The following is a 23,310-nucleotide window of genomic DNA, read 5'->3' on the forward strand; positions in this document are numbered from 1 at the left end:
CCGGCACCTCGAAACACAGCGAATGCTGTGGTCAGAGTGGCCGAAGCCACAGCGTGACGAAGCCGGTGTCGGCCGCGTCCGCCTGGCGCACCAGGTCTTCGTCCACGTGCTCGGCCTCCGGGTCGGCGCCGAGCGGCACGGGGGCGTAGCCCATCTTGCGGTAGCCGAGCAGCACCTGGAGCGGGTCGTCGCCGAGTTCCACGATCGCCGCCGGGCAGAACTCGCACACCACGTGCGGGCGGTCGCGTTCCAGCACGGCGGTCAGGCCGGCGAGCGCCCGGTGGTCGCGGCCCTGCAGGTCGACCTTCACCAGCGTGACGCGGCGGTCGGCCACCTCGGGCCTGCCGTCGAGCCGGACCGCGGGGATCACCACGCCGCCCGCGCCCTCGTCGGACACCTCGTGCGCCCGGTGGTCGCCGCTGTTGTCGTCCTCGGCCTGCACGAGGCGGATGCTGCCGTCCTCGTCCCACGCCGCGACCGGCAGCACGTCGACGGTCTTCGCGCCCTCCGCGCCCAGGTTGGCCACGACGTTGCGGCGCAGGTACTCGGCGTTGACCGGGTTGGCCTCCACCGCGACGACCGACGCGACGCCCTTGGCCCGCTGGAGCAGGCGCAGCGTGTGGTAGCCGACGTGCGCGCCGATGTCGAGGAACGTGCCGTCGCCGACGAGCCCGGCCATCAGGTCGGCCTCCTCGACCTCCCACGACCGGTGGTAGGCGAGCCACGGCAGCACGACGTTGTCCACGGGCAGCAGCAACGCGCCCGCGTCGCACACCACCACGTCCGCGCCCGCGGGCACCGGCGCGTGCCGCAGCCGTGCCGTGTCCTGCACCGCGGACAGCGTCCGGGCCAGCTCGGTGATCCGCTGCTCGTCGCCGTCGAGCCGCTGGTCGCGCTCGGCGAACCGGGTGAACGTCGTGCGCTCGTCGTCCGCGAGCCGCGACCACACCCGCTCCAGCGTGTTGTCGAGCTGCTGCTCCAGGTTCGTCAGGTTCGCCGCGTTGTCCTCGACGGCGGAGCGGACCTCGTCCTGCACGCTCGCGAGCCGGTTCTTGAGGCCCTCGTTCGCCCAGCGCGTGGACTCGACGTTCGACTCGACCGCCTCCAGCCGCGCGACCACGCTGTTCAGCGTGTCCTCGACGCCGCCGACGAGCGTGCCCATCACCTTGCGCTGGTGCACGTCGTAGTGGTCGATGGCGCGCAGCACGGCCTTGCGCAGCGCGGGCGCCAGCGGCGTGCGCGACGCCGTGCCCACCTCGGCCCGCCACAGCAGCGCCTGCTTGGACTCGCGCAACGGCCGCAGCAGGTCCGCGCCCGGCAGCTCGGCCCGGTAACCCGCGCCACCGCTGCCCCGCCAGCTCTCGTGCGCCGCGCGCAGCTGCTCGGCCATCCACGAGGCGGCCCGCTTCACCGAACGGGTGCGCAGGATGTGCTCGCGCGCCGCACGACCGCGGCGGGCGGCCTCGGCCGGGTCGTCCGCGACCTCGCGCATGGCGCGGGCGGCGGCGTCCAGGTCGGGCTCGGCCCACACCGCGTTCGCCGGGTACGGGTGGTTGCCCGGCCCCACCGGCACCAGCTTGTGGGGCACCGGCCAGCCGGTCTTGGCGTCCAGGAACTCCGTGGTGCTGGAGTAGTCGGTGGAGATCACCGGCATGGCCCGCGCCATCGCCTCGGCCACGGTGAGGCCGAAGCCCTCGCTGCGGTGCAGGGAGACGTAGGCGCTGCTGGACGCGTAGAGGTCGTCGAGCTCCTGCACGGACAGGTAGCGCTCGACCAGCTCGATGCGCGGGTCGTCCATGACCTTCACCCGCAGCCGCTCGGCGGTGTGCGGGTTCTTGTCGCCGTTGATCGCCTTGAGCACCAGGCGCACGTCGTCGCGGCCCTCGAAGGCCCGCTGGAACGCCTCGACCAGGCCCCACGGGTTCTTGCGCTGGCCGATGCTGAAGAAGTCGAACGCGAACAGGAACTGCACCGGGTCGCCGGGGCGGCGTTCCGGCCGGGCCACCGGACCGGGGTCGCGCACCGGCACCGGGATCGCCTTCACCGGCACGGACGTGTGCTTGGCGATGGCGTCGCGGCAGAACTCGCTGACCGTCCACACCTCGTCGACCAGGTCGAACGCGTGGTGCATCTCGCCGGGGAACTCCTCGAGCTCCCACGCCCACAGGCCGATCCGGTAGCGGTGGTGGCCGACGTGCGGCTGGTGGTCGAGCACCGCGCGGGTCTGGTCGGCGTTCACGCACAGCAGGCTGACCGGGAACCGCGGCTGACCGACCGTGCCCGGCTCGGCCAGGCCCGTGCGGTTGGACACCAACCGGTCCTCGACCACCGAGACGACCGGCACGCCGGACTCGCGGATCGCGTCGTGCACCAGCCGGGCCATCTCGCCGACGCCCAGCTCCGCGGTCAGGTAGCCGACCACGTTGACGCCGAAGTCGTCCGACGGCTCCGACGGCTCGACCGGCTCGGCGGGCAGCGCCCACGCCGGCAGCGACGCCTCGACCACGCCGGAGCTCGCGCACCAGGAGCGGAACGGCGCGGCGTCACGGCTGTGCGGCAGCGGGAACGCGGTCTTCAGGTCGGGCCGCGAGTCCCACACCGCCTGCACCAGGCGGCTCAGCGCGGTGCCGACGGGCGCGTCGTCCGGCGGAGCGGCGAGCCACTCGCGCAGCGCCGCGCCGCCGTCGGCGTCGAACGCGTGCGGCGGGACCGCCGTCGGCCGCTCGCCGGTCAGGCCGAGGGCCTCCCAGCGCTCGGCCCTCACCCACGCGTCCCGGTACAGGGTGCGCATGGCCGGGCTGATCTTCGTGCCGTCGGCCATCTTCGCGAAGCCGTACGGGATCGACTCCAGCGTCTCGGCGTAGCCGTTGCCCTGCAAGGACGCGCGGTAGCCGTCGCACAGCTCGCGGACGGTGGGGTGCTCGGACAGCACCACGCGCGGCCGGGTCGGCGTGTGGTGCGACAGCAGCCACGGCTTCTCCGGCCGGTAGCCGCTGTAGTGGAAGAACCGCAGCCGGTGGCCGCCCGCGGTCAGCACGCCGTCCGCGTCGCGCTCGACGGGCCGCTCGTGGATGTTCCAGTAGGCGACGTTGAAGCCGGGGTCGCGCAGCACGGTGTTGTCGAACAGCGCGGGCACCTGGTCCACCCACCGCTGGTCGGTGAACAGCTGCTTCTCCGGCGCCACGATCGCGTCGTGGCGCAGGCGCTCGGCCCAGAAGTCCAGGAACGGCTCGGAACCGGGACCGGTGGCCACGAAGCCGAGGTTGAAGATCCCGGCGCCCATGATCGCGGCTTCGCTCGGGTCCTTGCCGTCGCGCGGCAGCGGGTTGAGGAAGTGCGGCGTGAGCACGATGCCGTGCGCGAGCGCCAGCTCCTCCAGCTCCGGCATCGGCGCGAAGACCTCGATGTCCGGGTCGAGGTAGATCACCACGTCGGCCTGCGAGCGCAGCTCGCGCAGCAGGTACGGCTTCACCGCCGTGGCCATCTCGGTGACGTTGTAGGCGGTGGCCATGCGCAGGTAGTCGTCCGCGTCGATGCCGGTGGCCTCGGGGCCGACCGTGCGCAGCCGGCCCTGGCGCTCGCCCGTGCCGCGCGGCACGTCGATCACCGCGATCACGAACTCGTGGTCCGGGTGGTGCCGGAGGTAGGACGCGGCGAGGACGCGCGCGGCGGGCAGGTAGTTGCGGGCGACGACGGTGCACGCGGTCACGGCACCGCCGTCGTGGCGCGGGTCAGCCATCGGCGGCGAGCACCTCGAGCTGCGCCTTCAGGGCCTGGTCGAAGGCCTTGCGCGCGAGGGCGAGCGTGGCGGCGGAGGCGTCGACCCGGACGATCAGGTCCTTGCTGCTGTAGTGGCCGCGGACGCGGGCCTTCTGCCCGTCCTTCACGTCGACCTGGGCCGCCATCACGCCGGCGGGGCCGTCCGTGATCTGCGTCATGCCGTTGTTGAGCTGGGTGTTGTGCAGTTCGAGCGCGGCAGCGGCGGCCGCTGTGGCGTCGGTGCCCTGCACGATCAGGACGACGCCCGCGGAGCCGTCGTCCATGACGAACTGCGAGAGCTTGGTCTTCGTGGCGCCCGCGGTCGTGTAGAGCGCGGCCTCCGTGGGCAGCAGGTAGTTGAGGCCCGGGACACCCGAGAAGTCGGTCACGGCCTTGTTGGTGCTCATCCTGCCGGGGAGCTTGCCGACCGGCAGCGGGTCCGGCGGTGGCGGCGGCGTGGTGGTGGTCGCGGCCGTGCTGGCCTCGGTGGTGTTGCCACCGGCGGTCGGCGACGACTCGCCGCGGCCCCAGATCCAGTAGGCGCCGAACGCGATGCCCGCGAGCAGCACGACGGCCAGCACGATGCCGATGACCTTGCCCTTGCCGCCGCCGCCGGTGTCGTCGAAGACCTCGGGGCCCTGCGCGATCCAGCTCGGGTTGGCGTCGCCGATCGGGCTGTAGCTGTCGCCGCCCCACGGCGGCGTGCTCGACGGCGGGCCGGACTGCCAGCCACCCTGCTGCTGCTGTTGCTGCTGCTGAGGCGGCATCTGCTGCTGCGGCGCGATCGGGGTCACGTACTGGGTGCGGTCGGCGTCGGGCGGCCGCTGGCTCACCACCTGCGTCCGGTCCGGGTTGGCCTGCGGGACCGCTCCGGGCGTGACGATCTGGGTGGCGTCGGGGTTCTGGTTCGGCTGCGACGGCGGCACCGCGTCCCACCGCACCGGCGGCGCGAACGGGCCGCTGTTGGGCGGTGCGGCCGGGCCGCCACCCGAGGCGGCGGCGAGGAGTTCATCCCGGCGTCGGCGGTAGTCGTCGGCGCTGATCCGACCCTCCGCCAATGTGCGGTCCAGCTCTGCCAGGTCCTCTTGCCAGGACATTCCGCTCCTCCAGGGGTTGCCGCGCGAGCGCCATTGTTGCTTATGCGTCCGTGGCCGGTGCGGGCATCCGGCACTTGTGATGCGGTCGTTGCCGGCGGTTGGTCCCTCCGGTCGCGACGAGGCCACCGAACAGCACGTGGACCGGGGTGCGGCCGTGACGAAAGCGGAGTGATCGATCCAGCCGGAGCCGGCTCCGGCGCCCTCGCGCCGGGCGGCTATGCCACAGGTCACACGCCGAGTCCCGGAGCACTCGGGGATGACGATGAGCCACGGCCCGGCACTCGGAGTGTCCAGATGGTCGAACCGGTTCGCGGACCGGAGTGCTTTGATCGGTGAGCCGCCGCCGCGTTCTTCGAGCGGAAGGACCGTCAATGCGCTTGCTCGCGACAGCGCTCGCCCTGCTCGCGGCACTGGTCGTGCCCGGCCAGGCGAACGCCGCCAGCCCGATCGGCATGACCAGTGGTTTCTACGTGGATCCCAACTCGAACCCCGCCGTGTGGGTGCGCAACAACCCCAACGACGGGCGGACGTCGGCCATCAGGTCCAACCTCTCCACCAAGCCGATGGCGCGGTGGTTCGGCAGCTGGAGCGGTGACATCCGCACGGCCGTGGGCAACTACGTGGCCGCCGCCGACGCGGCCGACAAGCTGCCGGTCCTCGTCGCCTACAACATCCCCGGCCGGGACGCGTGCGGCGGCCACTCCGGCGGCGGCGCGGGGTCGCCCGAGGCCTACCGGACGTGGATCTCGGCCTTCGCGGGAGCCATCGGCGCGCGGCCCGCCGTCGTGGTGATCGAGCCTGACTCGCTGGCCGACTTCAACTGCATGACGCCCGACGCCGTCACCACGCGCAACGCGATGATCCGCTACGCCACGGAGCAGTTCCGCGACCGCGCGCCCAACACCTGGGCCTACCTGGACGCGGGCAACGCCCGCTGGGTGGCCGCGAACACCATGGCGGGCCGGTTGGACGCGGCCGGCGTGCGCAACGTCCGCGGGTTCGCGATCAACGTCTCCAACTACCACACCACCAGCGAGTCGGTGTCCTACGGCAACTCCGTGAACGGCTCCCTGCCCGGGTACGCCAAGGCGTTCGTCGTCGACACCAGCCGCAACGGCAACGGGTCCAACGGCGAGTGGTGCAACCCCGGCGGGCGCAAGCTCGGCGTGACCGCGCAGACCGGCGGCGGCGCCGAGATGCTGCTGTGGGTGAAGGTGCCCGGCGACTCCGACGGCAACTGCGGCACCGCGCCGAACACGCCCGCGGGCACGTTCGACCCGGAGATCGCCTACCGGCTGGTGTTCGGCTACTGACCGGCAGGGGGCGGGTGTCCCGCGGCACCCGCCCCGGCCAGGGCAAATGCGGTGGACCGGCCACCTACGATGTGAGAGCGCTCCCCACACGGCGCGGTGTGGGCGTCTCGTGACCCCCCGTTCGCAGGAGCCCTCGCCCCATGCCCCACGGTCCGCTCGACCACCGCTACCGCGGCGAGCACCCCGTCCGCACCCTCCTCTACCTCTTCCGCGAGGACCGCGCGAAGCTCGGCCTCGGCGCCGGCGCGTTCTTCGTCAAGCACAGCCCCACCTGGCTCACCCCGGTCATCACCGCCCACGTCATCGACGTCGTCGTGGAGCGCCGACCGGTCACCGGCATCTGGCTCGGCGCGGGGTTGTTGCTGGTCACGCTGGTGCTGAACTACCCGTTCGCGATCCTCTACACGCGCTGGTGGTACGGCAGCGCGCGCCGGATGGGCATGCGGATGCGGTCGGCGCTGAGCCGGCGCATGCAGCAGCTGTCCATCGGCTACCACGCGCGGGTCAGCGCGGGCGTGCTGCAGACCAAGGTCATCCGGGACGTCGAGAGCATCGAGACGTCCACCCAGCAGGTCGGCGACCAGGGCCTGGCGGCGTTGGCGACGTTGAGCGGCGCGCTGGTCGTGATCGGGTTGAACGCGCCCGCGTTCCTGCCGGTGTTCCTGGTCGTCGTGCCCGCGGCGGCGGTGCTGGTGATGTGGCTGCGCGGCCGGCTGCGCGCGTACAACGAGTCGTTCCGGCAGGAGGTCGAGCAGCTGTCGTCCCGGGTCGGCGAGATGACCACGCTCATCCCGATCACCCGCGCGCACGGCCTGGAGAGCACCGCCCTCAACCGGATGGACGGCACCCTGCGCCAGGTCTTCGCGGCCGGCATGAAGCTGGACGGCCTCAACGTCCGCTTCGGCGCGCTGGCCTGGATCCTGCTCAACGCCCTCGGCGTCGGCTGCCTCGCCGGCTCGGCCCTGGCCGCCTACCACGGCCGGCTGTCCGTCACGCCCGGCGACGTGGTCATGCTCAGCGCCTACTTCGCCTCCCTGACCGGCGCGGTCACCACGTTGATGAGCCTGACGCCGCTGATCAGCAAGGGGCTGGAGTCGGTCCGCTCGCTCGGCGAGGTGCTCCAGGCCCCGGACCTCGAGCACAACGCGGGCAAGGCGCAGGTCGACGCCGTGCGCGGCGGCGTGCGGTTCGAGCGGGTGGGGTTCGCCTACCCGGAGTCCGCGCGGAACTCGGTCAGCGACTTCGACCTCGACGTGCGGCCGGGGGAGACGATCGCGCTGGTCGGCGCGTCCGGCGCGGGCAAGTCGACGGCGTTGAACCTGGTCATCGGGTTCCTGCGGCCGACCGAGGGCCGCATCCTGCTCGACGGTGTCGACATGGAGACGTTGGACCTGCGCAGCTACCGGCGGTTCGTGTCGGTGGTGCCGCAGGAGTCGATCCTGTTCGAGGGCACGATCCGGGACAACGTCACCTACGGCCTGGACGACGTGTCCGAGGACGTGGTGCGGCAGGCGCTGGCCGACGCCAACGCGCTGGAGTTCATCGACCGGCTGCCGACCGGGCTGGACACCGTGGTCGGCGAGCGCGGCGCGCGGCTGTCCGGCGGGCAGAAGCAGCGGCTCGCGATCGCGCGGGCGCTGATCCGCGACCCGCGCGTGCTGGTGCTGGACGAGGCGACCTCGGCGCTGGACACCAAGTCCGAGGCGCTGGTGCAGCAGGCGCTGGCCCGCCTGGTGCACGGCCGCACGGTGTTCGTGGTGGCGCACCGGCTCTCCACGATCCGCAACGCCGACCGCATCGTGGTGATGGAGGACGGTCGGATCGAGGAGATCGGCTCGCACGACGAACTGCTCCGGTCGGGTGGCCTCTACGCGCGGGCGCAGAGCGCGTAGCCGGGGACCGCACGGGCTTCGGCGGGGCGAAGGGGGCGGTTCCCGGCCGGCGGGGCCGCCCTCAGTTCTTCTTGGTGAGCAGGGTCGGGCCGACGATGCGGCGCGCGATCCGGCGCAACCGGCTGCGCGGGGTGGCCGGCGGCGTCGGCTTGGCGGCGGGCGCCGGCGCTGCGGCGGGCTCGGCGACGGGCGCCACGTCGGGTGCGAACGCTCCGGCCGCGGGCTGGGCGGCGGCCGGCGTGGTCGCGGGGTGCGCGGGTGCGAACGCCGGGGCCTGGTCGGCGGCTGCGGGGGTCGCGGCGGGCTCGAAGAGCGACGGCCCGGCGGGCGCGGGGGCGAACGCGGGCGCGGCGGTGGTGGACGACGTGGTGGGTGCGGCGGGTGACGGAGCTGCGGCGGTCACGGACGCGGCGGGCTGTGCGGGTGCGGAGGCGGCGGCAGGCGCGGGGGTAGCGGGCCGACCGGGAACCGCGACGGGCGCTGCGCCGGCCTGGCCGTCGAGCTTGCCCTTGAGCGCGTCGACGAGCCTGCCGTTGCTGTGGCCGTTGCCGTTGGTCTGGCCGTTGCCGTTGGTGTGGCTGCCGTTGGCGTGGCCGTTGAGCGTGCCGTTCGGCGTGCCGTTCGGCGTGCCGTTCGGCGTGCCGGTCACCGGCTCGAACTTCGTGGTCGCCGCCGCGACGGGCGTCAGGTTGGTCGCGGTCATCGGCTCCGTGGTGGGCCAAGCGGGTTCCCGCACGGCGACGGGCTGCACGCGGACCGTGGGCGTGTCGTTGGTTCGCTGGGGCTGGGTGGGCACCTGGCTGGACGTCACGCCTCGATCTTGCCAAAACACGTTCGGTTATCCAGTGCCGGGCGATCAGCAGAAGATGAGCCCGCACTGCCTGCGGGTCGTCGTCGTGGTCGTCGTGGTGGTGGGGCGCCGCGTCGTGGTGGTCGTCGTGGTCGGCCGCGCGGTGGTCGTCGTCGTCACGTCCGACGTGGTGGTGGCCGTGGTGTCCGTCGTCGTCGTGGTGGTCGTGGCCGAGGACGTCGACGTGGCGCCGGCCCCGCTGGACGAGCTGGTGCTCGACGACGTCGTGCCGGTCGCGGTGATCGTGCGGTCCGGCTGCCGGCTGCCCTTGACGATCACGATCTCGCCGCCACCGCCGGTCGGTTCGAGGCCTCGCGGCGACTTGGCCATGCTCCCCTGGGCGACCAACAAGGCGGCCACCGCCGCGCCGATCAAGGCGCCGAACGCGAGCCGACCGGGTCCACCCAACGCCGTGAGCATCCCCAACGACTACCGGCCTCACTCATTCGGGTCAAATCCCCGCGGACAACTGGTACCGGCCTGACACTTTGAGGTATCGGACCGGTACCAGAGCTCATCCGGGAACCCGGGTCACGCCTGGAGCTCGGCCGTCAGCGTGATCTCCGTGCCGGCCAGCGCCTTGCTCACCGGGCAGTTCTCCTTGGCGCCCTCGGCCGCGGCGGCGAAGCCCTCGGCGTCCAGCCCCGGCACGGTCGCGGTGACGGTCAGGTGGATGCCGGTGATGCCGGTGCCGGGCTGGAACGTCACCTCGGCCGAGGTCTCGACCTGCTGCGGCGGGGTCCCCGCCTGCGCGAGCGCGTGCGACAGCGCCATCGAGTAGCACGACGAGTGGGCCGCGGCGATCAGCTCCTCGGGGCTGGTCTTGCCGTTCGCCGCCTCGGCCCGGGAGGGCCAGCTCACGTCGAACGTGCCGACGCCAGACGACTCGAGGGCGACGCTGCCCTTGCCCTCCAGCAGGTTGCCTTCCCAGTGCGTGGTCGCCTTGCGGGTGGTGGCCATGTCTGCAACTCCGTCTTCGACGAGGAAAACCTTCGCCGCCAAACCTAATGGTGGTCGTCGGAGCGCGCCGTGGCGCATGCGAAAGGCCCCCGGTGCGATACCGGGGGCCTTCGAAGAGCGGATGACGAGACTCGAACTCGCGACCCTCACCTTGGCAAGGTGATGCGCTACCAACTGCGCTACATCCGCCTGTTGGTGACAACTATAGACCACGTTCAAACCGCGTTTCGACCGGGGGGTCCCGTCTGCGCCAGCAGCCGGTCTACCTCGGTCAACCGCTCCTTCGGCCAGCGCCACTCCCACAGCGGCCTGACCCGGTCGACGACCTCGGCCGGCAGCCACGGCGCCACCTCGTCGCGCAGCTCCCACTCGTCGAACACGTGCTCGTAGAAGCTGACCACGGACGCGTCGGAGAGGAACCGCTCCGGCTGCCGGAAGCACCAGTGCGCGAAGCCGTACACCCGGCCGAGCACCTCGCGGTCGCCGTCGCGGTGCGCCTCCAGCGCGAGTTGCCACAACTCGGACAGGAACACGTGGCAGGACCAGGACTCGCGCTCGACAACGGCGCTCAGCTCGGGGAGGAGGGCGGAAGCCCTTGTGCGCCAATCGACCACGCGGCAGGAGACTACTCGTCACCGGGCGGTCCGCAGCGCGATCGGCCACCAGCCGACGCCCACCCGTGACCGCGCCGTCACCGACCGCAAGCAACCTTGATCCGGTGCACAGGTGCTCTGACTAGGCCGAACGGTCGACGTCGTCCGTCGGGTGTTCGGTATCGGCTCGCTATCACTTCGGCGCGAGACCAGCCGACTGTGGCATCTTGACCAGTGGACCACAGGCAGGGCGGGAGGTGCCGGGGCGGGATGGCCGGAGATGCCGATTTCGACCGGGAACTGCTCGCCAGGGTCAGGGCGGGCGACGACGGCGCGTTCGGCGAGCTGTTCACCCGTCACGCCGACGCCGTTCGTCGGTTCGCCCTCCGGCACGTGCGTGAACACGCCGAGGCCGACGACCTGACCGCCGAGGCGTTCTTCCGCGTGCTCCAGGCGATCCGCCGGGGCAACGGGCCCACCGAGCACGTCCGCACCTACCTGCTGACCGTCGCGCGCCGGGTGGCGTGGGAGTGGAGCGGGCGGCGGCGGGACGTCCCGGTGGAGGACGAGGAGCTGAGCCTGCGGGTCGAGCCGTTCCCGGACGTCACCGCGAACCGGCCGGAGCACGCGCTGATCTCCCGCGCGTTCACCAGCCTGCCCGAGCGGTGGCGCACGGTGCTGTGGCAGGTCGAGGTGGAGGGCGAGCGGCCGGCCGCGGTCGCGCCGCACTTCGGCCTGAGCCCGAACGCGATGGCGGCGCTGGCCCGCCGCGCCCGCGAGGGGCTGCGGGCGGCGTACCTCCAAGCGCACCTCGCCGAGGAGACCGGGTCGCGCGCGTGCGGCTCCGTGGTCGCGAAGCTGGGCACCTACACGGCGGGCGGCGCGCAGGGCACCGAGCACCGGCGCATCCGCAAGCACCTGCAGACCTGCTCGTCCTGCAACGCCCTGCACGCCGAGCTGGTCGAGGTGTGCTCGACGTTGCGGGCGCACGCGGCGAGCATCGCGGTGCCGGTGGCCGCGACCGCGCTGCTGGGTCCGGCGGCGCTGGGCTCGTCGGTGCTGGGCCCGGCGGTGCTGGGCAAGGCGGCGTGGCTCAGCGGGCGGGTGAAGCTGGCGTTGGCGGCCACCGCCTCGGCCGCGGCCGTCGGCCTGTTCGGGGTGGTGGCCGGGACGTTCACCGGCGCGCCCGGCCCGGCGCTGGTCCAGTCCGGCCCGGACGGCGCGCCCGGCGAGAACGTGCTGGCCCTGTGCACGACCGAGCCGACCACGACCGCGACCGGCACGGCCACCAGCGCGACGTCGCCGACGCCGGTCGACGCGCGGCGGGTCGGGCACACGAAGGCGGAGCAGGCGGGGCGCTCGACGCCGACGACGTCCACCTCGGTCCCGCCGCGGGTGGCGCCGACCACCTCGACCGCGCCGGCCGAGCCGCGCGACCTGGCGCCGACCACGACGTCGACGCCGGTCACCACGACCGACTCGCGCACGGTCCTGCTGGACACGACCACCGCGACGACGACCACTACCACCACCGAACCGGACAAGTCGGCCGGCACGGCGACGCCCACGGTCACGCCGACGACCGTGACGCTGCGCCCGACGACGAGCGCCCTCGACCCCGCGTGACCGCCGGCTTTCACCCACGAGGTGCAAGACTTTGCCGGTAGCGTGGAGAACGCTGAGTGATCGCTCGACGTCTTGAGGAGACGGTGATGACGCGGCTGGTGCGCGGAGCTGACGGCCGGATGTGGACGGTGCGCAGCCAGATCGAGTGGCGCAACCCGTCCACCGAGGAGGACTTCGAGCACGACGTGAGCGGCGGTCACGGCCCGGGCGTGCTGATGCTGGCGATCGTCATCGGCATGGCGGTGGTGCTGGTCGCGTGGACCCCGCCGGAGGTCGTCGTGCCGGGGTGGCTGCTCGTGGCGCTGGTCCTGGTGTTCCTGTTCTTCCCGGTGCGCTGGGCGGTGCGGCGGCCGTGGCTGGTGGCGGCGGAGTCGAAGAAGACCGAGGAGCTGCCGCCGGAGCGGTGGGTCGGCTCGGTGCGCGGCTTCCTGACCGTGCGCAACGAGGTGGCCAACGTGGCCCGCAAGATCGAGATGTACTCGCTGCCCGACCTGGACGGCCCGCTGCAACCGGTCGACTGATCGCCGTTCGCGGGTGACACTGTCCGGGTGCCGGAACTGCCCGAGGTCGAGGCGCTCGCCCACCACCTGCGCGAGCACGCCGTTGGACGGCGCGTGCACCGGGTGGACGTCGCGTCGTTGCAGGTGTTGAAGACGTTCACGCCGCCGTGGACCGAGCTCCAGGGGCGCGAGGTGACCGGCGCGGGCCGGTTCGGCAAGCACCTCGACCTGGACTGCGACGGCCTGCACCTGGTGGTGCACCTGGCGCGGGCCGGGTGGCTGCGCTGGTCGGAGCACCTGTCGGCGGCCCCGCCCAAGCCGGGCCGCGGCCCGCTGGCGCTGCGCGTGCACCTGGGCCCGCCGGGTGAGGGGCCCGGGTTCGACCTGACCGAGGCGGGCACCAAGAAGGGCCTGGCCGCGTGGGTCGTGAACGACCCGGCGGACGTGCCGGGCGTCGCGCGCCTCGGTCCGGACGCCCTGTCGCTCACGCGCACCCAGCTCGAGGACCTGTTCGCCGGCCGCACGGAGCGGCTGAAGACCGCGTTGACCGACCAGACGGTGATGGCGGGCGTCGGCAACGCCTACTCCGACGAGATCATGCACACCGCCCGGCTGTCGCCGTACGCGACGGCGGGCAAGCTGCCGGCGGAGGCGTTGGACCGGCTGCACGAGGCGTTGATCGCCGTGCTGAACGACGCCGTGGCCCGGTCGGTCGGCCAGTCGGCCGCGACACTGAAGGGTGAGAAGCGGTCCGGGCTGCGGGTGCACGCGCGGACCGGCCTGCCGTGCCCGGTGTGCGGTGACACGGTGCGCGAGGTCTCGTTCGCGGACAAGGCTTTCCAGTACTGCCCGACCTGCCAGACGGGCGGTAGGCCGCTCGCCGACCGGCGGATGTCGCGGCTGCTCAAGTAGGTCACACGGACGAGTGGCTTGGCCCGTTCGTCGGCTGAGCCGCGCCGTCGGGGGAACTCCTCCGGGGTCCGACCGACCTACTTGGAGGAGTCATGAACCAGCGCATCGCCGCCGCGCTGATCGGGGCCACGATGGGACTGGCCACGTTCGCCGGCTCGACCATCGCCGTCTCGGTCGCCGCGCCGGAGGACGAGCAGCCGCCCCGGTTGCAGCAGGACCAGGTGTCCGAGGTGATCTGCCGCGTGCTGGAGGACCTCGACCTGCTCGACGAGCCCGCGCTGGCGGACCTGGTGGAGAAGCTGCAGTGCAAGAAGTCGGAAGACCCGAGCGAGACGAAGCCGTCCGACCCGGGCGAGAGCGGTCGGCGCTGACGCGGGGTGAGCGCCGGGGCGGGGTGCGCGGCCCGAGTGATCGGGTCGCACCCACGCTCCGTGATCGTGAACGTTCTTGATCACCCGTTCGGGTAAGCACTCTGCCACGGTTGCCCGCAATTCATCGGATGTGCACGTCTCGCACCGCCCATCCCCTTGCCTATACCGCCCCCACGGCACAGCATGGACGCCGTGCGGGACCTCCTGACCGAGCGCGCTGTGCTCGGACTCATCGCGACCCTGGCCGTTCTCGGCCTCTTCGTGATGCTGTGCCGCGCCCGCCGCGTGAGCACGTCGGTCGAGGACGCCGTGATGGACATGCTGCACCGCATGTCGAAGGCGTCGGCCGACCTGCGCGAGGGCTTGACCGAGGACGCGGCGAACAAGGCGACGCCGCACCTGCGGGAGATGCTGCGGTGCGTCGCGGTCGGCATCACCGACCACGAGGGCACGCTGCTGTCTTGGGACGGCGGCGCCAACGACCACTACGAGTTCCTCCGCGCCTACATCGAGCGCGCCATCGGCGAGGGCCACAAGGAGCACGTCGAGCACCGCAAGCTGGAGTGCGAGCTGCCCGGCCCGTGCTCGATGCACAGCGCCGTGATCGTGCCGCTGGTGGTGGAGGGCGACGTCGCCGGCACGTTGATCGTGATCAGCGGGGTGGCGAACAAGCGGCAGATCCGGATGGCGGAGGAGACCGCGCGGTTCGTCTCCACGCAGCTGGAGCTGGAGGTGCTGCAGAAGTCCCGCCAGGCGTTGGCGCAGGCCGAGGTCAGGGCGCTGCGGGCGCAGATTTCGCCGCACTTCGTCTACAACGCGCTGAACACGATCTCGTCGCTGATCCGCACCGACCCGGGGCACGCGCGGGAGCTGCTGCAGGAGTTCGCCGAGTTCACCCGCTACTCGTTCCGCACCGACGGCTTCTTCACCACGCTGGCCGACGAGCTGACCAACATCCACCGCTACCTGACCATCGAGCAGGCGCGGTACGGGTCGAGGCTGAACGTCCGGCTCAAGATCGCGCCCGAGGTGCTCCAGGTCGTGCTGCCGTTCCTGGTGCTGCAACCGCTGGTGGAGAACGCCGTGCGGCACGGCCTGGCGAAGAAGCCCGGCGGCGGCGAGCTGACGATCATCGCCGAGGACAACGGCGCGGAGGCGTTGATCTCGGTCGAGGACGACGGCGTCGGCATGGACCCCGACCGCCTCTTCGACGACCTCAAGGACGCGCACCAGACCGGCGCGCACGTCGGCCTCGGCAACATCAACCACCGGATGCGCGCGGTGTTCGGCGACGACTACGCGCTGGTCGTGGAGACCGCGCCGGAAGCCGGCATGAAGATCATCCTGAAGATCCCGAAGTACCGGCCGGGCGTGCAGACGAACCTGCCGCTGGTGCCGCCGCGGCTGGAGGACACCACCGAGCAGCCCGTCGTGCGCGCCTGATCAGCTCAGGCGGCGGCGATGGCGAGGACGGTCACCACCATGACCGCGCAGACGCTCCACGTGATCCACATCCAGTAGACGTGCATGGCGGTGGGACCGTCCGCATTCTTGCGGCCCCGGTCGTCCCACCACTCGACGTAGCGTTCGAGCCACCGGAACGGGTTGAACGTCACCGGTCGATGTTAGCCGTGTCACGCCACCTCCGTTCACACGTAAGGTCGGAGCCATGAGCGTGACGGACAAGATCGCGGCCCGGCTGCCGAAGATCGTGAGCGAGCGGACCGAGCGCGGCCCCGTGGTGGCCGCCGTCCGACTGCACGGCGTCATCACCCCGACGCCGACGCCGATGGCCCGCAACACCATCAGCATGCAGACCGTGGAGAGCGCGCTGACCCGCGCGTTCGAGCACGACCGGCTGGTCGCGGTCGCCCTGCTGATCAACTCGCCCGGCGGCGCGCCGACGCAGTCCGCGCTGGTCGCCGAGCGCGTCCGCGAGCTGGCCGCCAAGAAGAAGGTGCCCGTCCTGGCGTTCTGCGAGGACCTGGCGGCCTCCGGCGGCTACTGGCTGGCCTGCGCGGGCGACGAGATCTACGCGCACGGCACGTCGCTGGTCGGCTCGATCGGCGTGGTCAGCGCGGGCTTCGGCCTCAACGGCCTGATCGAGCGCTACGGCGTCGAGCGGCGCGTGCACACCGCGGGCGAGGCCAAGGTCCGCCTGGACCCGTTCAGCCCGGAGAAGCCCGAGGACGTCGAGTGGCTCAAGGGCTTGCAGGCGCAGCTGCACGAGCAGTTCGCCGACTGGGTCAAGCAGCGCCGCGGCGCGAAGCTCAAGGCGACCGACGACGAGCTGTTCAACGGCGAGGTGTGGACCGGGGCGAAGGCGGTCGAGCTCGGTCTGGTCGACGGCCTCGGCACGCTGCGCGGCGTGGTGGCCAAGCGCTACCCGGACGCGGAGATCGCGATCGCCGAGCCGCGCCGACCCCTCCTCGCCCGTCTCGGACTGGCCGGCGCGACCACCCGATCGGGCGACTTCCTGGTGGAGGGGTTGGCGGCGCTGGAAGAGCGGGCGCGCTGGTCGCGATTCGGCTTGTGAGGTCACGGCCCCGCGGCCGTCCGGCAACCGGCGTAGACAGCGACCCCACCGGGTCGGCAAGATGCGCGGCACAGTGAGTACCCCAGTGAACAATCGCACGGACAGCAACGGCCTCCTCGTTCTGGCGGTGGACGACGAGGCACCCGGTCTGAGCGAGATCAAGTACCTGCTCGAAAGCAGCCCGCACATCCGACGCGTGCTCACGGCCTTCGACGCGGCCGAGGCACTGCGCATCCTCCGGGGTGACTACGACGTCGAGGTGATGGACCGCACGCGGGCAGGGCTACCGCCGGTCGACGCCGTGTTCGCCGACATCAACATGCCCGGGCTGAGCGGCACGGACCTCGCGCGCGTGCTCGGCGCGTTCCGGCAGCCACCGGCGTTGGTGTTCGTGACCGGGGTCGAGCACTCGGAGGCCGTGGTGGCGTTCGAGGTGGGCGCGCTGGACTTCGTGACCAAGCCGATCAACTCCGACCGGATCAACAAGGCGATCTCGCGCGTCGTCGACCGGGTGGCCGCGACACCGGCGATCACGCCGGAGCCCGCCGCGGCGGAACCGCAGGACGACGAGGTGATCCCGGTCGAGCTGGGTGGCACCATCAAGCTCGTGCCGCGGGCCACCGTCCGCTACGTCGAGGCGCAGGGCGACTACGCGCGCCTGCACACCAACGACGGCGCGAGCCACCTCGTGCGCATCCCGCTGGCCCAGCTGGAAGAGCGCTGGGAGAACGCCGGGTTCGTCCGGATCCACCGGTCCTTCCTGGTGGCGCTGCCGCTGGTGACCGAGCTGCGGATGACGTCGAACGGGTACGCGGTGGTGATCGGCTCCGGCGAGGGCGCGAAGGAGCTGCCGGTCAGCAGGCGGCACACCCGCGAGTTGAAGGAGAGGATCGTGCGTCCCCCCAAGAGCAGTTGGGGATGACCAAGCACTCCGGCCCCCCCGGGCAACCGGACCAGCCGCAGCCGGCCGAGCGCGACGCCTGGCTGTCGGTCTCCGCGCGCAAGAACCGCCGGCGGCGCGTGGTGCTGGCGGACCCGCGCGGGCGCGGCCGGGTGCTGCGCACGATCATCGAGCTGGAGGAGCAGACCAGCGTCGGCGAGAAGCTGATCCGCGACCTGATCCGGACCCAGCTGCGCACGGGCCTGGCGCTGGGCGGCGGCACGTTGCTGCTGCTGGCGCTGCTGCCGCTGGTGTTCTACCTGCTGCCGTGGCTGGCGGAGGTGGAGCTGGTGGGCGTGCGGCTGCCGTGGCTGCTGCTGGGGCTGGTGCCGTTCCCGCTCTGCTACGGCGTCGGCTACGCGTACCGAAGACTCGCCGAGCGGCACGAGCACGACTTCGTGAGTTCGGTGGACCGGTGATCGACAACCCGTGGAGCCTCGTGCTCGTCGGCGTGATGGCGTTGCTGACGTTCTCGTTGGGCTACGTGGGTTCCCGCCGGGCGAACACGACACCGGACTTCCTGGTGGCCCGGCGCGCCATCCCGGCCACCCGCAACGCCGCCGCGATCTCCGGCGAGTACCTGTCGGCGGCGTCGTTCCTGGGCGTGGCGGGGCTGGTGCTCAAGGACGGCATCGACGCGCTGTGGTACCCGATCGGCTTCACCGCGGGGTACCTGGCGATGATGCTGTTCGTGGCGGCGCCGCTGCGGCGGTCGGGCGCGTACACGCTGCCGGACTTCGCCGAGGCGCGGCTCGGCCCGTCGAACCTGCGGAGGGTCTGCACGTTCTTCGTGATCTGCATCGGCGTGCTGTACCTGGTGCCGCAGCTGCAGTCGGCCGGGTTGACGCTGAACACGATCACCGGCCTGCCCGCGTGGCTCGGCGGCGCGGCGGTGACCGTGATCGTCGTGGTGAACGTCCTCGGCGGCGGGATGCGCGCGATCACGCTGGTGCAGGCGTTCCAGTACTGGGGCAAGCTGTTCGCGATCGCCGCGCCGACGTTCGTGCTGTTCGCGCTGTTCCTGACCGGTCCGGGCAACGGCGCGCAGCCGGTGGACTCCGCGGGCGTGCTGCGGTTCCCCGAGGACGTCGAGGTGACCACGGTCGACCCGGTGCGGGTGCGCGTCGACGTGCCGATGGAGCTGTCCGCGACCGGCCGGGTGAACGGCTCGCCCGCCGACGGCCCGGCGTACTGGACGCCCGGCCTGTACGAGGTGGGCGCGGAGACGAAGCTGCGGTTCGCCGCGGGCTCGCCGGTGCCGGTGGTCGAGGGGTCGCCGACGTCGAACCACGACTGGCTGCGGCCCCAGACGGAGGGCCTGTCGGGGCTGTTCGAGACGTACTCGCTGATCTTCGCGACGTTCCTGGGCACGATGGGGCTGCCGCACGTGCTGGTGCGGTTCTACACGAACCCGGACGGGCGCGCGGCGCGGCGCACGGCGCTGCACGTGCTGTACCTGCTGGGCCTGTTCTACCTCTTCCCGACCGTGCTGGGCGTGATCTCGCGCCAGTACCTGCCGCAGCTGCTGGTCACGGGCAAGACGGACGCGGCGGTGCTGCTGCTGCCGGACACGATGCAGCCGAACGTGCTCGGCCAGGTGCTCGGCGCGATCGTGGCGGCGGGCGCGTTCGCGGCGTTCCTGTCCACGTCGTCGGGGCTGCTCGTGTCGGTGGCCGGGGTGGTGTCGACGGACATCCTGCCGGGCAAGGTGCGCGACTTCCGGTGGGCGACCGTGCTGACCGGCGCGGTGGCGATCGGGTTGGCGCTGCTGCTGCCCCGGTCGGACGCCTCGTTGACGGTGGCGATGTCGTTCGCGCTGGCGGCGTCCACGTTCTGCCCGTTGTTGTTGTTGGGCATCTGGTGGCGCGGGCTGACGTGGGTCGGCGCGATGGCCGGTCTGCTGGTCGGCGGCGGGCTGGTGATCGGCGCGCAGGTGGCGACGGTGGTCAGCTCGTACACCGGGGATTGGGCGCCGTCGGTGTTCTCGCAGCCGGCGCTGGTGACCGTGCCGGCGGCGTTCCTGACCATGGTGATGATCAGCAGGCTGACCGCGCGCCGCAAGCCCGACGACGTGAACCAGATCCTGCTGCGGTTCCACGCGCCGGATCCGCTGGGTTTCATGCGCGACCGGGAGTCGCAGTTCGGCGCCGGCGAGGAGAAGGCGCGCGCGGCGGACCGCGAGCCCGGCGCCGGCGGGCCGGCGCAGTCCTGAGCCGGTGTGAAACGGCTCACAGTGACGTTTGAGCGCCCGGCTGCCGGTTAGGCCTTCGGGCAGGCCTGTCGCCGGTGCTGCCCTGCGATGACCTGCGGTGGACGGGACGACCCGACGGTCTGTCGCTGAGAGTGGAGATAGGTCTCAATCGGGTGAAGATAAAGACACCGATCCGGCTATCGGTGACTTCGATCACCCGAGTGGCAGTTCGTCTCAGAGTTACTACCGCTCATCGCATCACTCGACTGTTGAGCGCAAGGTCACACAAAAGGTCTTTCAGGCGTGAGCCAGGTCTCCCTACGGTGCACGGCGTATCAGGAACGCACCAGGAGGACTTACGTGCCGTTCACACCGTCGTCAAGTACGCGAGGAGGGGACCGTGAGCACCTCTGAGCAGCACACCCCCGACGCCCAGGACAACCACAACTGGGTGGATGTGCAGGACAGCCCCGACTTCCGCGAGTTGCGCCGGCGGCTGCGCAGTTTCGTCTTCCCCATGGCCGGTCTCTTCCTGGCCTGGTACCTGCTGTACGTCCTGCTCGCCGACTACGCCCACGGGTTCATGTCGACGAAGGTCATCGGCAACATCAACGTCGGCCTGATCCTCGGGCTGCTGCAGTTCGTGTCGACCTTCGCCATCACGACGCTGTACGTGCGGCACGCGAACAAGAACCTCGACCCCATGGCGGAGAAGCTCCGCAACGAGCTCGAAAGGGGTCAAGCGTGAACGGCAACGCCCTGCTCAACATCGGCATCTTCGGCATCTTCGTCGCGGCAACCCTGGTCGTCGTCATCCGGGCCAGCCGCAACACCAAGACGGCCGCCGACTACCTCGCCGCGGGCCGCTCGTTCACCGGCCCCCAGAACGGCGTCGCGATCGCGGGCGACTACCTGTCCGCCGCGTCGTTCCTCGGCATCGCGGGCGCCATCGCGCTCAACGGCTACGACGGCTTCCTGTACTCCATCGGCTTCCTGGTGGCGTGGCTCATCGCGCTGCTGCTGGTCGCCGAGCTGCTGCGCAACACCGGCAAGTACACGATGGGCGACGTGCTGAGCTTCCGCATGCGCCAGCGCCCGGTGCGCGCGGCGGCGGCGACGTCGACCATGGCCGTGTCCTTCTTCTACCTGCTGGCCCAGATGGCGGGCGCGGGCGGCCTGGTCGCCCTGCTGCTCAACATCACCGGCAAGCTCGGCCAGGCGATCGTGATCGCGATCGTGGGCGCGCTGATGATCGCGTACGTGCTCATCGGCGGCATGAAGGGCACCACCTGGGTGCAGATCATCAAGGCGGTGCTGCTGATCGTCGGCGCCGGCGTGATGACGCTGTGGGTCCTGGCCAAGTTCGGCCTGAACCTGTCCAGCCTGCTCGGCTCGGCCGTGGAGAACGCGCCGAAGGCCGGCGAGAAGCTGCTCGGCCCCGGCCTGCAGTACGGCGCGACCGGCACGTCGAAGCTGGACTTCCTGTCGCTGGCCCTCGCGCTGGTGCTCGGCACGGCCGGCCTGCCGCACATCCTGATGCGCTTCTACACCGTGCCGACCGCGAAGGAAGCCCGCCGCTCGGTGGTCTGGGCGATCTGGCTGATCGGCCTGTTCTACCTGTTCACGCTGGTCCTGGGCTACGGCGCGGCGGCGTTGGTGGGTCCGGACAAGATCAGGGCGGCTCCGGGTGGGGCGAACTCGGCGGCTCCGCTGCTCGCCGAGGCGCTCGGCGGACCGCTGCTGCTCGGCCTGATCGCCGCGGTCGCGTTCGCCACGATCCTCGCGGTGGTGGCCGGTCTGACGATCACCGCTTCGGCGTCGTTCGCGCACGACATCTACGCCAACATCATCAAGAAGGGTGAGGCGGAGGACAAGGACGCCGAGGTCAAGGTGGCGCGGCGGACGGCGATCGTGATCGGCATCGTGTCCATCGCCGGCGGTATCGCGGCCAACGGCCAGAACATCGCGTTCCTGGTGGCGCTGGCGTTCGCGGTGGCGGCGTCGGCGAACCTGCCGACCATCCTGTACTCGCTGTTCTGGAAGCGGTTCAACACCTCCGGCGCGCTGTGGAGCATCTACGGCGGTCTCGCCGTCACGATCACGCTGATCGTGCTGTCGCCCGCGGTGTCCGGCAAGTCGACCTCGATGTTCAAGAACGTCGACTTCGCGTTGTTCCCGCTGTCCAACCCGGGCATCGTGTCGATCCCGGTGGCGTTCCTCCTCGGCTACCTCGGCACCGTGCTGTCGAAGGAGAACGACAAGGACAAGTACGCGGAGATGGAGGTGCGCGCCCTCACCGGCGTCGGCGCCGAGAAGGCGGTCGCGCACTAGCCCGCCGTTCCGCGCTCACCACGCCGGCCACCATCCTTTCGGGGGAGGTGGCCGGCGTGCTCCTTATCCCCGGTTTATAAGCCGCGTGGCAGCATGGACCCGTGACGGTTCCCAGCGTTGAAGTGTCCGAGGTGCCGGCCGAGCTGCCGGAGGGCAAGGTCCTGCTCGACGTGCGCGAGGCCGACGAGTGGGCGGCGGGCCACGCCCCGGGCGCCCTGCACATCCCGATGAGCGAGTTGGCGGGCAAGCTCGACGAGCTGCCCGGCGACTCCGAGTTCTACGTCGTGTGCCGCTCCGGCGGCCGTTCCGCGCGGGTCACGCAGTACCTGAACGCCAACGGCTGGGAGGCGAGGAACGTCGACGGCGGCATGCAGCTGTGGGCCGCGACCGGCCGTCCGCTGGTCGGTGAGGTCGACGGCGCGGAGCCCGAGGTCATCTGACATGGCGCTGCGACCGCTGCGGGTGGACTGGGTGGCGACCCCGCCACCCGGCGCCTACCCGCACCGTCGCCAGGGCGCGCCGCGCCGGGTCTACACCGGCCCGCCGTCGTACCCGGTGCCGCCGCGCTGGGGCTTCCCGCTGCTGGCGTGGCGCTGGCCCACGTCCGTGGCGATGGACGACGACCGGTCCGCGGACACCGTCGAGCACGTGCAGAGGCTGGCGCGCACGGCGTCGCACGCCCTGGGCCTGGCCGCGCTGACGGCGCTGTGGGCGGCGGGCAGCGAGCTGTGGCGTTACGCGTTGTTGCTGCTCAGCCGCTACGGCGCGATGTCGGAGACCACGGTGGGCGTGTCGGACGCGATGGTCGTGGCCTCCTCGGTGGTGACGATCGTGGCGTCCGCGGTCGCCCTGGTCTTCACCCTGCTGTGGCTGCGCCGCGCCCGCAACGCGGCCGCCGCCGAGGCGGGCTACGGCCCGTCGAGGTCGGACCGGGAGGTGCTGGTCGGCCTGGTGGCGCCGGGGGTGAACCTGGTGGTGCCCGGCTCGGTCCTGGCCGAGCTGGAGCACGCCGCCCTGCGCGAGCCGGCCACCGCCCGCCCGGCGCCGTCCAAGCTGGTCCGCTGGTGGTGGGGCCTGTGGGCGTTCACCGGCCTGTTCGTCGGGTTCACCGTGGTCTGGGGCTTCCGCTCCAGCGTGCAGGCCATGGCGGACGGCGTGCTGTTCCACGCCGTCGCCGACCTCCTGGCCGCCGCCGTGGCGATCGTGACGGCGGTGCTGGTCCGCCGCATCACCACGCTCCTGCTGCCGGTGGACGCGGGCGCCATCCGCCGGATGCGGGTCGTGGACGTCAAGGACGCCCCGACCCCGGTCCTGCGCCCCGTCCGCTCCTCGGGCTCGCCGCGCTGACCGCTCCGGCCGCTGGGGACTGGGGCTGTCCGCCTCTCGGGTGCGCGGTCGTCGCGGTTCCCCCGTGGGCGGCTGGTCCGCGTGGCCCGGAG

22 protein-coding genes and 1 tRNA gene are annotated in these 23,310 nt (G+C 71.8%); 16 read left to right on the top strand and 7 right to left on the bottom strand.

Annotated elements, in window-relative coordinates:
• Positions 1–31 precede the first annotated feature (31 nt).
• Both ABTZ99_RS04370 and ABTZ99_RS04375 read right to left on the bottom strand, forming a co-directional pair.
• Positions 32–3,739: an FkbM family methyltransferase gene (locus tag ABTZ99_RS04370; RefSeq protein ID WP_499608058.1), complete on the bottom strand. Its 3,708-nt coding sequence runs from the start codon at positions 3,737–3,739 to the stop codon at positions 32–34.
• A complete protein-coding gene (locus ABTZ99_RS04375; protein WP_498771244.1) occupies positions 3,732–4,856 on the bottom strand; it encodes a hypothetical protein in 1,125 nt (374 codons plus the stop codon). Before ABTZ99_RS04375 ends, ABTZ99_RS04370 begins: the two co-directional genes overlap by 8 nt.
• 371 nt (positions 4,857–5,227) lie before the next feature.
• Here ABTZ99_RS04375 and ABTZ99_RS04380 point away from each other — a divergent pair, with 371 nt between their 5' ends.
• Together ABTZ99_RS04380 and ABTZ99_RS04385 are read left to right on the top strand one after the other, a co-directional pair.
• Positions 5,228–6,169, top strand: a complete 942-nt coding sequence (locus ABTZ99_RS04380; RefSeq protein ID WP_498771242.1) for a glycoside hydrolase family 6 protein — start codon at positions 5,228–5,230, stop codon at positions 6,167–6,169.
• 140 nt (positions 6,170–6,309) lie between these two features.
• On the top strand, positions 6,310–8,061 hold the full coding sequence (locus tag ABTZ99_RS04385) for an ABC transporter ATP-binding protein (RefSeq protein ID WP_498771240.1): 1,752 nt from the start codon (positions 6,310–6,312) through the stop codon (positions 8,059–8,061).
• A 61-nt stretch (positions 8,062–8,122) separates the two neighbouring features.
• On the opposite strand, the gene ABTZ99_RS04390 is transcribed toward ABTZ99_RS04385, so the two are convergent.
• The gene (locus ABTZ99_RS04390) at positions 8,123–8,872 is read right to left on the bottom strand and encodes a hypothetical protein (protein ID WP_499608061.1); all 750 of its coding nucleotides are present in this window, start codon (positions 8,870–8,872) and stop codon (positions 8,123–8,125) included.
• Between the two features lie 34 nt (positions 8,873–8,906).
• On the opposite strand from ABTZ99_RS04390, the gene ABTZ99_RS04395 reads away from it, so the two are divergent.
• Entirely contained in the window at positions 8,907–9,395 is a 489-nt protein-coding gene (locus ABTZ99_RS04395; protein WP_499608063.1) for a hypothetical protein, read from the top strand.
• Between the two features lie 47 nt (positions 9,396–9,442).
• Here ABTZ99_RS04395 and ABTZ99_RS04400 read toward each other — a convergent pair whose 3' ends face one another.
• The 3 genes from ABTZ99_RS04400 to ABTZ99_RS04410 all read right to left on the bottom strand — a co-directional run bounded on the left by ABTZ99_RS04400 (position 9,443) and on the right by ABTZ99_RS04410 (position 10,485).
• A complete protein-coding gene (locus ABTZ99_RS04400) occupies positions 9,443–9,871 on the bottom strand; it encodes an OsmC family peroxiredoxin (RefSeq protein WP_498771232.1) in 429 nt (142 codons plus the stop codon).
• Positions 9,872–9,987: 116 nt separating this feature from the next.
• Positions 9,988–10,060: transfer RNA gene (locus ABTZ99_RS04405), tRNA-Gly, on the bottom strand.
• Between the two features lie 26 nt (positions 10,061–10,086).
• Positions 10,087–10,485 carry a DUF7674 family protein gene (locus tag ABTZ99_RS04410; protein WP_498771230.1) on the bottom strand — a complete coding sequence of 133 codons (399 nt, stop codon included), beginning with the start codon at positions 10,483–10,485 and terminating at the stop codon, positions 10,087–10,089.
• 249 nt (positions 10,486–10,734) lie between these two features.
• Between ABTZ99_RS04410 and ABTZ99_RS04415 the strand changes: the two genes are divergently transcribed.
• From ABTZ99_RS04415 to ABTZ99_RS04435, 5 genes are all read left to right on the top strand, one after another.
• Positions 10,735–12,090, top strand: a complete 1,356-nt coding sequence (locus ABTZ99_RS04415; protein WP_499608066.1) for an RNA polymerase sigma factor — start codon at positions 10,735–10,737, stop codon at positions 12,088–12,090.
• A gap of 86 nt (positions 12,091–12,176) precedes the next feature.
• A complete protein-coding gene (locus ABTZ99_RS04420) occupies positions 12,177–12,611 on the top strand; it encodes a DUF983 domain-containing protein (protein WP_498771226.1) in 435 nt (144 codons plus the stop codon).
• Positions 12,612–12,638: 27 nt separating this feature from the next.
• Complete coding sequence (locus ABTZ99_RS04425) at positions 12,639–13,502, top strand: Fpg/Nei family DNA glycosylase (protein ID WP_498771224.1); 864 nt, start codon at positions 12,639–12,641, stop codon at positions 13,500–13,502.
• Positions 13,503–13,594: 92 nt separating this feature from the next.
• On the top strand, positions 13,595–13,873 hold the full coding sequence (locus tag ABTZ99_RS04430) for a hypothetical protein (protein WP_498771222.1): 279 nt from the start codon (positions 13,595–13,597) through the stop codon (positions 13,871–13,873).
• A 183-nt stretch (positions 13,874–14,056) separates the two neighbouring features.
• Positions 14,057–15,316, top strand: coding sequence for a histidine kinase (locus ABTZ99_RS04435; RefSeq protein ID WP_498771220.1), 1,260 nt, complete (start codon positions 14,057–14,059; stop codon positions 15,314–15,316).
• Between the two features lie 5 nt (positions 15,317–15,321).
• Here ABTZ99_RS04435 and ABTZ99_RS04440 read toward each other — a convergent pair whose 3' ends face one another.
• Positions 15,322–15,489, bottom strand: a complete 168-nt coding sequence (locus tag ABTZ99_RS04440; RefSeq protein WP_498771219.1) for a hypothetical protein — start codon at positions 15,487–15,489, stop codon at positions 15,322–15,324.
• 53 nt (positions 15,490–15,542) lie between these two features.
• Between ABTZ99_RS04440 and ABTZ99_RS04445 the strand changes: the two genes are divergently transcribed.
• The 8 genes from ABTZ99_RS04445 to ABTZ99_RS04480 all read left to right on the top strand — a co-directional run bounded on the left by ABTZ99_RS04445 (position 15,543) and on the right by ABTZ99_RS04480 (position 23,218).
• Positions 15,543–16,409 (top strand): S49 family peptidase, encoded by an 867-nt coding sequence (locus tag ABTZ99_RS04445; protein ID WP_230569419.1) that lies wholly within the window; start codon positions 15,543–15,545, stop codon positions 16,407–16,409.
• A gap of 61 nt (positions 16,410–16,470) precedes the next feature.
• Positions 16,471–17,331, top strand: a complete 861-nt coding sequence (locus ABTZ99_RS04450; RefSeq protein WP_498771217.1) for a LytR/AlgR family response regulator transcription factor — start codon at positions 16,471–16,473, stop codon at positions 17,329–17,331.
• On the top strand, positions 17,328–17,768 hold the full coding sequence (locus ABTZ99_RS04455; protein WP_498771215.1) for a hypothetical protein: 441 nt from the start codon (positions 17,328–17,330) through the stop codon (positions 17,766–17,768). Before ABTZ99_RS04450 ends, ABTZ99_RS04455 begins: the two co-directional genes overlap by 4 nt.
• Positions 17,769–17,803: 35 nt before the next feature.
• Positions 17,804–19,561, top strand: coding sequence for a sodium/solute symporter (locus tag ABTZ99_RS04460; RefSeq protein WP_498771950.1), 1,758 nt, complete (start codon positions 17,804–17,806; stop codon positions 19,559–19,561).
• A gap of 379 nt (positions 19,562–19,940) precedes the next feature.
• Entirely contained in the window at positions 19,941–20,288 is a 348-nt protein-coding gene (locus ABTZ99_RS04465) for a DUF485 domain-containing protein (protein WP_498771213.1), read from the top strand.
• Positions 20,285–21,871 (top strand): monocarboxylic acid transporter, encoded by a 1,587-nt coding sequence (locus tag ABTZ99_RS04470; protein WP_498771211.1) that lies wholly within the window; start codon positions 20,285–20,287, stop codon positions 21,869–21,871. The genes ABTZ99_RS04465 and ABTZ99_RS04470 overlap by 4 nt, the downstream gene beginning before the upstream one ends.
• A 101-nt stretch (positions 21,872–21,972) precedes the next feature.
• Positions 21,973–22,311, top strand: coding sequence for a rhodanese-like domain-containing protein (locus tag ABTZ99_RS04475; RefSeq protein WP_498771209.1), 339 nt, complete (start codon positions 21,973–21,975; stop codon positions 22,309–22,311).
• Position 22,312: 1 nt separating this feature from the next.
• Positions 22,313–23,218 carry a DUF4328 domain-containing protein gene (locus ABTZ99_RS04480; protein ID WP_499608074.1) on the top strand — a complete coding sequence of 302 codons (906 nt, stop codon included), beginning with the start codon at positions 22,313–22,315 and terminating at the stop codon, positions 23,216–23,218.
• Positions 23,219–23,310 lie beyond the last annotated feature (92 nt).

It is taken from the genome of Actinosynnema sp. NPDC002837, assembly GCF_040295345.1.
Taxonomy (GTDB): domain Bacteria; phylum Actinomycetota; class Actinomycetes; order Mycobacteriales; family Pseudonocardiaceae; genus Actinosynnema.

Coding starts and splice junctions, on each gene's coding strand:
- ABTZ99_RS04370 (WP_499608058.1), bottom strand. CDS start 3,739: ATGGCTGACCCGCGCCACGACGGCGGTGCCGTGACCGCGTGCACCGTC.
- ABTZ99_RS04375 (WP_498771244.1), bottom strand. CDS start 4,856: ATGTCCTGGCAAGAGGACCTGGCAGAGCTGGACCGCACATTGGCGGAG.
- ABTZ99_RS04380 (WP_498771242.1), top strand. CDS start 5,228: ATGCGCTTGCTCGCGACAGCGCTCGCCCTGCTCGCGGCACTGGTCGTG.
- ABTZ99_RS04385 (WP_498771240.1), top strand. CDS start 6,310: ATGCCCCACGGTCCGCTCGACCACCGCTACCGCGGCGAGCACCCCGTC.
- ABTZ99_RS04400 (WP_498771232.1), bottom strand. CDS start 9,871: ATGGCCACCACCCGCAAGGCGACCACGCACTGGGAAGGCAACCTGCTG.
- ABTZ99_RS04415 (WP_499608066.1), top strand. CDS start 10,735: ATGGCCGGAGATGCCGATTTCGACCGGGAACTGCTCGCCAGGGTCAGG.
- ABTZ99_RS04420 (WP_498771226.1), top strand. CDS start 12,177: ATGACGCGGCTGGTGCGCGGAGCTGACGGCCGGATGTGGACGGTGCGC.
- ABTZ99_RS04430 (WP_498771222.1), top strand. CDS start 13,595: ATGAACCAGCGCATCGCCGCCGCGCTGATCGGGGCCACGATGGGACTG.
- ABTZ99_RS04435 (WP_498771220.1), top strand. CDS start 14,057: ATGGACGCCGTGCGGGACCTCCTGACCGAGCGCGCTGTGCTCGGACTC.
- ABTZ99_RS04445 (WP_230569419.1), top strand. CDS start 15,543: ATGAGCGTGACGGACAAGATCGCGGCCCGGCTGCCGAAGATCGTGAGC.
- ABTZ99_RS04450 (WP_498771217.1), top strand. CDS start 16,471: ATGCGCGGCACAGTGAGTACCCCAGTGAACAATCGCACGGACAGCAAC.
- ABTZ99_RS04455 (WP_498771215.1), top strand. CDS start 17,328: ATGACCAAGCACTCCGGCCCCCCCGGGCAACCGGACCAGCCGCAGCCG.
- ABTZ99_RS04460 (WP_498771950.1), top strand. CDS start 17,804: ATGGCGTTGCTGACGTTCTCGTTGGGCTACGTGGGTTCCCGCCGGGCG.
- ABTZ99_RS04480 (WP_499608074.1), top strand. CDS start 22,313: ATGGCGCTGCGACCGCTGCGGGTGGACTGGGTGGCGACCCCGCCACCC.